We start from the raw sequence: 5,418 nt of genomic DNA, 5'->3' as shown, positions 1-5,418 counted from the left end.
GCGGCGGGGGTGTCGGCGGCGGCGGGGGTGTCGGCGGCGGCGGGGGTGTCGGCAGCGGAGGCAGCGGCCGCTGCGCCAGCCGGTCCATCAGCGCCCGCCACCGGCTGGGCGACTCCCCCGGGGCCAGGCTGCGCAGCCGGAGGTCGCCGAAGACCGCCGACGCGTGGACGACGACCAGCGGGGTGCCGGCCAGCCGCTGCACCGGAGCGAGGTCGACCTTCCGGTCGCCGAACATCGTCCTGCCCTGCAGCTCGGCGTCCACCCCTTCCGACACGATGACCTCCACGTCGCCGAAGACGGTGGTGAGGTGGAGGTCGATCCGGTCCGCCCCGGTCCGTAGACCGCGCAGGTCCAGGCGGATGTCACCGAAGACGTTGTGCACCCGCTGGGGCACCGCTGCGCCGCCCGAGAGCCGGATGTCGCCGAAGACCCCCCGGATCTCCTCCGGCACCCGCATCCCGACGATCTCCCGCGGCGGGGGCGCGTTCGCCGGCAGGTCGGCCAGCAGCCCGTCGAGCTCGGCCCTCGTCACCGCCGCGTACGCCGCGTCCGCCCGCTGACCGAACTCGTCGAGATCGATCCGGCCCTCCGACACGGCGGTCTGGAGCCGCGTGACCGCGGCCTCGCGGTCGGCGTCGGAGGCGCGCACAGAACTGTCAGGACCCTCGGACACGGTTCCGGACCGTAGCCGACAGCTTGCCTCCTCAGGACGAGAACCGGCCCGGCACCTCCGCAGGGAGGGCCGGGCCGGCTCGGGCGCAGGTGCGGACTCAGTCGTCGGGGAAGGCGGTGGTGCAGAGGATCTGGGTTCCCTCCGGTTGCCGGCCCGCGCAGGTGTCCCCGTAGGCCTTGTAGGCCGACCCGTCGTCGGAGGCCCCGTAGAGCAGGTCGCAGGAGTCCATGCTGCCGTCGTAGCACTCCTGGGCGAACTCGTCGAGGGTCGGGTCGTCGCCCAGCCCCTCGGGAGGGCCCCCGGCCGGCGGGATGTTCGCGCTGCTGGTCGGCGAGCTGGACGACGTCGTCGACGAGGTGCTGGACGAACTCGTCGACGACCGGGAGCTCGACGACGTCGTCTCCTGGGCGCTGCTCGAGCTGCTCGTGGTGGCGTCGCTCGCCGTCGGGGGGTCGTCGTCGCCGCCGAGCAGCAACCACAGGGCGACGCCCACTGCCGCGAGCACCACGACGCCGGCGACGATCAGCGCGATCAGGGTGTTGCGGTTGCCCTTCGGCGGCTGGCCACCGGGGGGACCCCACGGCGGACCGTAGGGCGGCTGTCCCGGCCCGCCGGGCTGGCCGTACGACTGCTGCCCGTACGGCGGCTGACCCGGCTGCCCGTACGGCGGCTGACCCGGCTGCCCGTACGGCGGCTGACCCGGCTGCCCGTACGGCGGCTGACCCGGCTGCCCGTACGGCGGCTGTCCGGGCTGCCCGTAGGGCTGCTGGCCGTAGGGCTGGGCCGGCTGGCCGTAGGGCTGGCCCGGCTGCCCGGGCGGCCCGTAGGGACCCGGCTGCGGGAACTGCTGCGTCTGGTCGCGCTGCCCCTCACCCGGGCCACCACCGGGCGGCGGGTTGAACTGCCGGGTGGGGTCGTCGGCACCTCCGGGCGGGTTCCAGCCCCGGGATCCGGGCTCGTCGCCCCCGGGGTCGTTGCCGCCCGGCGGCGGGTACGGCGGCTGTGACATGGGGACACCCCTCGGAGAGGACGACGTCGTCGGTCCTGCCGGATGCTAAGGCCCCCCGTTCCCGACCTCCACCTCCCGCGGTCCGGCCGCCCGCGCGCGGACCGGAACCAGCGCGGCTCCCGGGGGTGTCTAGGGTCGCGTGCGGAGCACCGTCACCACGACACACTCGGGAGCGCAGCGTGGCCCCTCAGCAGGACGCCGCAGACCAGGCCGGCGGGGAGTACCGCATCGAGCACGACTCCATGGGAGAGGTCCGCGTACCCGCGTGGGCCAAGTGGCGCGCGCAGACGCAGCGGGCCGTCGAGAACTTCCCGATCTCCGGCACGCCGATCGAGCGCGAGCTGATCGGCGCCCTGGCCGCCATCAAGGGGGCGGCCGCCACGGTGAACGCCGACCTGGGCGTCCTGGACGGCGGGATCGCCGCAGCCGTCACCGATGCCGCCGCCCGCGTGGCCACCGGCGAGTTCGACGAGCACTTCCCGATCGACGTCTTCCAGACCGGCTCCGGGACGTCGAGCAACATGAACACCAACGAGGTCATCGCCACCCTCGCGACCGAGGCGCTCGGCAAGCCGGTGCACCCGAACGACCACGTGAACGCCTCGCAGTCGTCCAACGACGTCTTCCCGTCGGCCATCCACGTGGCGACGACGGGGGCGATCGTCCGCGACCTGATCCCCGCCCTGCAGCACCTCGAGCTGTCGCTGTCGCGCAAGGCCGACGAGTTCGCCGAGGTCGTGAAGAGCGGCCGCACGCACCTGATGGACGCCACGCCGGTGACCCTCGGCCAGGAGTTCGGCGGGTACGCGGCCGCCGTCCGCTACGGCGTCGAGCGGCTCCGGGCCTCGCTCCCCCGCATCGGTGAGCTGCCGCTGGGCGGCACTGCCGTCGGCACCGGGATCAACACCCCGCCCGGGTTCGCCGCCGCCATCATCGAGCGGCTGGCCGGCCAGCTCGACCTGCCGCTCACCGAGGCGCGCGACCACTTCGAGGCACAGAGCTCGCGCGACGGGCTCGTCGAGGCCTCCGGTCAGCTGCGCACGATCGCCGTGGGGCTGGTGAAGATCGCCAACGACCTGCGCTGGATGGGCTCGGGCCCGCGCACCGGCCTCGGCGAGATCTACCTGCCCGACCTGCAGCCGGGCAGCTCGATCATGCCCGGCAAGGTGAACCCGGTGATCCCGGAGGCCACCGTGCAGGTCGCCGCCCAGGTCATCGGCAACGACGCCGCGGTCGCCTTCGCCGGAACGACCGGCAACTTCGAGCTCAACGTGACCCTGCCGCTGATGGCGCGCAACGTGCTCGAGTCGATCCGGCTCCTGTCGAACGTCAGCCGGCTGCTGGCCGACCGCTGCGTCGACGGGATCACCGCCAACGTCGAGCGCTGCCGCGAGCTGGCCGAGTCCTCCCCGTCGATCGTCACCCCGTTGAACAAGTACATCGGCTACGAGGAGGCGGCGATCGTCGCCAAGCAGTCGCTGAAGGAGAAGAAGACGATCCGCCAGGTCGTCGTCGAACGCGGATACGTCGATCAGGGCAAGCTCACCGAGCAGCAGCTGGACGAGGCCCTCGACGTCCTCTCGATGACCCACCCGTGACCGCCGGGCGGGTGCGGGGGCCTCCCCGCACCCGCTCGGGCGGCACCTGCGCCCGTCTGCCAGTAGCGTCCGAGATCGTGACCGAGACAGACAGCGCCCCTGTATCCGGCTCCGCCGACGCGGTCCTGCGCTACCCCGGTGGAGAACTGCCCCTGCCCGTGGTCGAGGCGACCGAGGGCTCCGACGGCTACGACACCAGCAAGCTCCTGTCGACGACCGGCAGGGTCGCCCTGGACATCGGCTTCGTCAACACGGCCTCGTGCGCCTCGGCGATCACCTACATCGACGGTGACGCCGGGATCCTGCGCTACCGCGGGTACCCGATCGACCAGCTCGCGGAGCACTCGAGCTTCCTCGAGGTCACCTACCTGCTCATCTACGGCGAGCTGCCCACGGCCGACCAGCTGGGCGAGTTCGACCAGCGGATCCGCCGGCACACGTTGCTGCACGAGGACCTGAAGATGTTCTTCAACGGGTTCCCGCGCGACGCGCACCCGATGCCGGTGCTCTCCTCCGCCGTCAGCGCCCTGTCGACCTTCTACCAGGACTCCCTCGACCCCTTCGACGAGCAGCAGGTCGAGATCTCCACCCTGCGGCTGCTCGCGAAGTTGCCCACCATCGCCGCCTACGCCTACAAGAAGTCGGTCGGCCAGCCGTTCCTGTACCCGGACAACTCCTGCGGGCTGGTCGAGAACTTCCTGCGGATGACCTTCGGCTTCCCGGCCGAGCCCTATGCCCAGGACCCCGATCTGGTCAAGGCGCTGGACATGCTGTTCATCCTGCACGCCGACCACGAGCAGAACTGCTCGACGTCGACCGTCCGGCTGGTCGGCTCCTCGCACGCGAACCTGTTCGCCTCCGTCTCGGCCGGCATCAACGCCCTGTTCGGCCCGCTCCACGGCGGGGCCAACCAGTCGGTGCTGGAGATGCTCGAGGCGATCAAGGCCGACGGCGGGGACATCCCCCGCTTCGTCGAGCGGGTGAAGAACAAGGAGCCCGGTGTGAAGCTCATGGGCTTCGGGCACCGCGTCTACAAGAACTACGACCCGCGCGCGGCGATCGTGAAGGCCACCGCGGACACGGTCCTCGACAAGCTGGGCGGCAACAACGAGCTGCTGGACCTGGCGCGTCAGCTGGAGGAGATCGCGCTCAAGGACGACTACTTCATCCAGCGCAAGCTCTATCCCAACGTCGACTTCTACACCGGCCTCATCTACCGGGCGATGGGCTTCCCGACGCGGATGTTCACCGTCCTGTTCGCCATCGGCCGGCTGCCGGGGTGGATCGCCCAGTGGCGCGAGATGATCGCCGACCCCAGCACCAAGATCGGGCGCCCGCGCCAGCTCTACATCGGCGAGGCCGAGCGGAGCTTCGTCCCCGTCGACCAGCGCTGACAAAAGGACCCCGTCCTCCTCACCCCGCAGGGTCGGGGAGCCCCGGGACGGGCCCCTGGGCCGGGCAGCCCTCCCCCGGGAGGAGCTGCCCGGCCCGATCCCTGCCCGGGGGACGCCCCCTACGGTGGGAGCGCCCGTTCCGGGCAGACCCGACACGGGCTGAGCACTCCTGGGAGGACCGCCATGGCCGAGCCGCCGTCCGGCGACGACGTCCTCGTCGTGCCCCCGATCCCCCTGGCGACCGGACAGGTGCTCGAGCCCGAGGACGACGGACCGCCGGTCCGCATCACCGGGGTCGAGGTCGTCGTCTCCACCGAGGACGGCGGCGAGCTGCGGATCCCCCTGGTCCACCGGCACGGCGCCTGGTGGGCCCCCTAGGAGGGACGGCCCGCACGTTTCACCCTCACCCGGAGGGGTGAGACGGGGGGTGAGGTCGTTCAGCGGTCCCCCTCGGCACGTCGATACGAGGTCGAACGCTCCAGCTGCAACCGCAGCCGGAGCCGGCCACGTAGGACGACGAGACGCCGGGGGACGCAGTGCCTGCCACACGCACGCCGGCGCGTCCTCGCGCGTCCGCTGCCCGGCCTCCCCTCAGCGCCCGGGAGGCCCAGGCCCTGCGCGACGCCCTCGCGCTGCGCCAGCGGGTCGCCGCCGGTGAGACCCTCACGCCCGCCGAGCTCACCGCCCTCCGTACCGCCACGGCCGGCGCGCAGCCGGGCCGGTGGCGCGGGTGGCGACGGCCGT

6 protein-coding genes are annotated in these 5,418 nt (G+C 72.4%); 4 read left to right on the top strand and 2 right to left on the bottom strand.

Annotated elements, in window-relative coordinates:
* Positions 1 to 673 (bottom strand): DUF1707 domain-containing protein (locus E4P40_RS25980; protein ID WP_135161209.1); only part of this gene is annotated, 673 nt, incomplete at its 3' end.
* A 97-nt stretch (positions 674 to 770) separates the two neighbouring features.
* Positions 771 to 1,682 (bottom strand): hypothetical protein, encoded by a 912-nt coding sequence (locus tag E4P40_RS25975; protein WP_135161208.1) that lies wholly within the window; start codon positions 1,680 to 1,682, stop codon positions 771 to 773.
* Between the two features lie 179 nt (positions 1,683 to 1,861).
* Here E4P40_RS25975 and E4P40_RS25970 point away from each other — a divergent pair, with 179 nt between their 5' ends.
* The 4 genes from E4P40_RS25970 to E4P40_RS28690 all read left to right on the top strand — a co-directional run.
* Entirely contained in the window at positions 1,862 to 3,280 is a 1,419-nt protein-coding gene (locus tag E4P40_RS25970; RefSeq protein ID WP_135161207.1) for a class II fumarate hydratase, read from the top strand.
* Positions 3,281 to 3,357: 77 nt separating this feature from the next.
* Positions 3,358 to 4,674, top strand: coding sequence for a citrate synthase (locus tag E4P40_RS25965; RefSeq protein ID WP_135161206.1), 1,317 nt, complete (start codon positions 3,358 to 3,360; stop codon positions 4,672 to 4,674).
* Between the two features lie 183 nt (positions 4,675 to 4,857).
* Positions 4,858 to 5,052, top strand: coding sequence for a hypothetical protein (locus E4P40_RS25960; protein ID WP_135161205.1), 195 nt, complete (start codon positions 4,858 to 4,860; stop codon positions 5,050 to 5,052).
* A gap of 158 nt (positions 5,053 to 5,210) precedes the next feature.
* On the top strand, positions 5,211 to 5,418 hold a 208-nt coding region (locus tag E4P40_RS28690), incomplete at its 3' end, for a hypothetical protein (RefSeq protein ID WP_209305526.1).

Source organism: Blastococcus sp. CT_GayMR20, assembly GCF_004570345.1.
The sequence above is the reverse complement of the archived record's forward strand: the minus strand, read 5'-3'. Positions and strand labels throughout refer to the sequence as shown.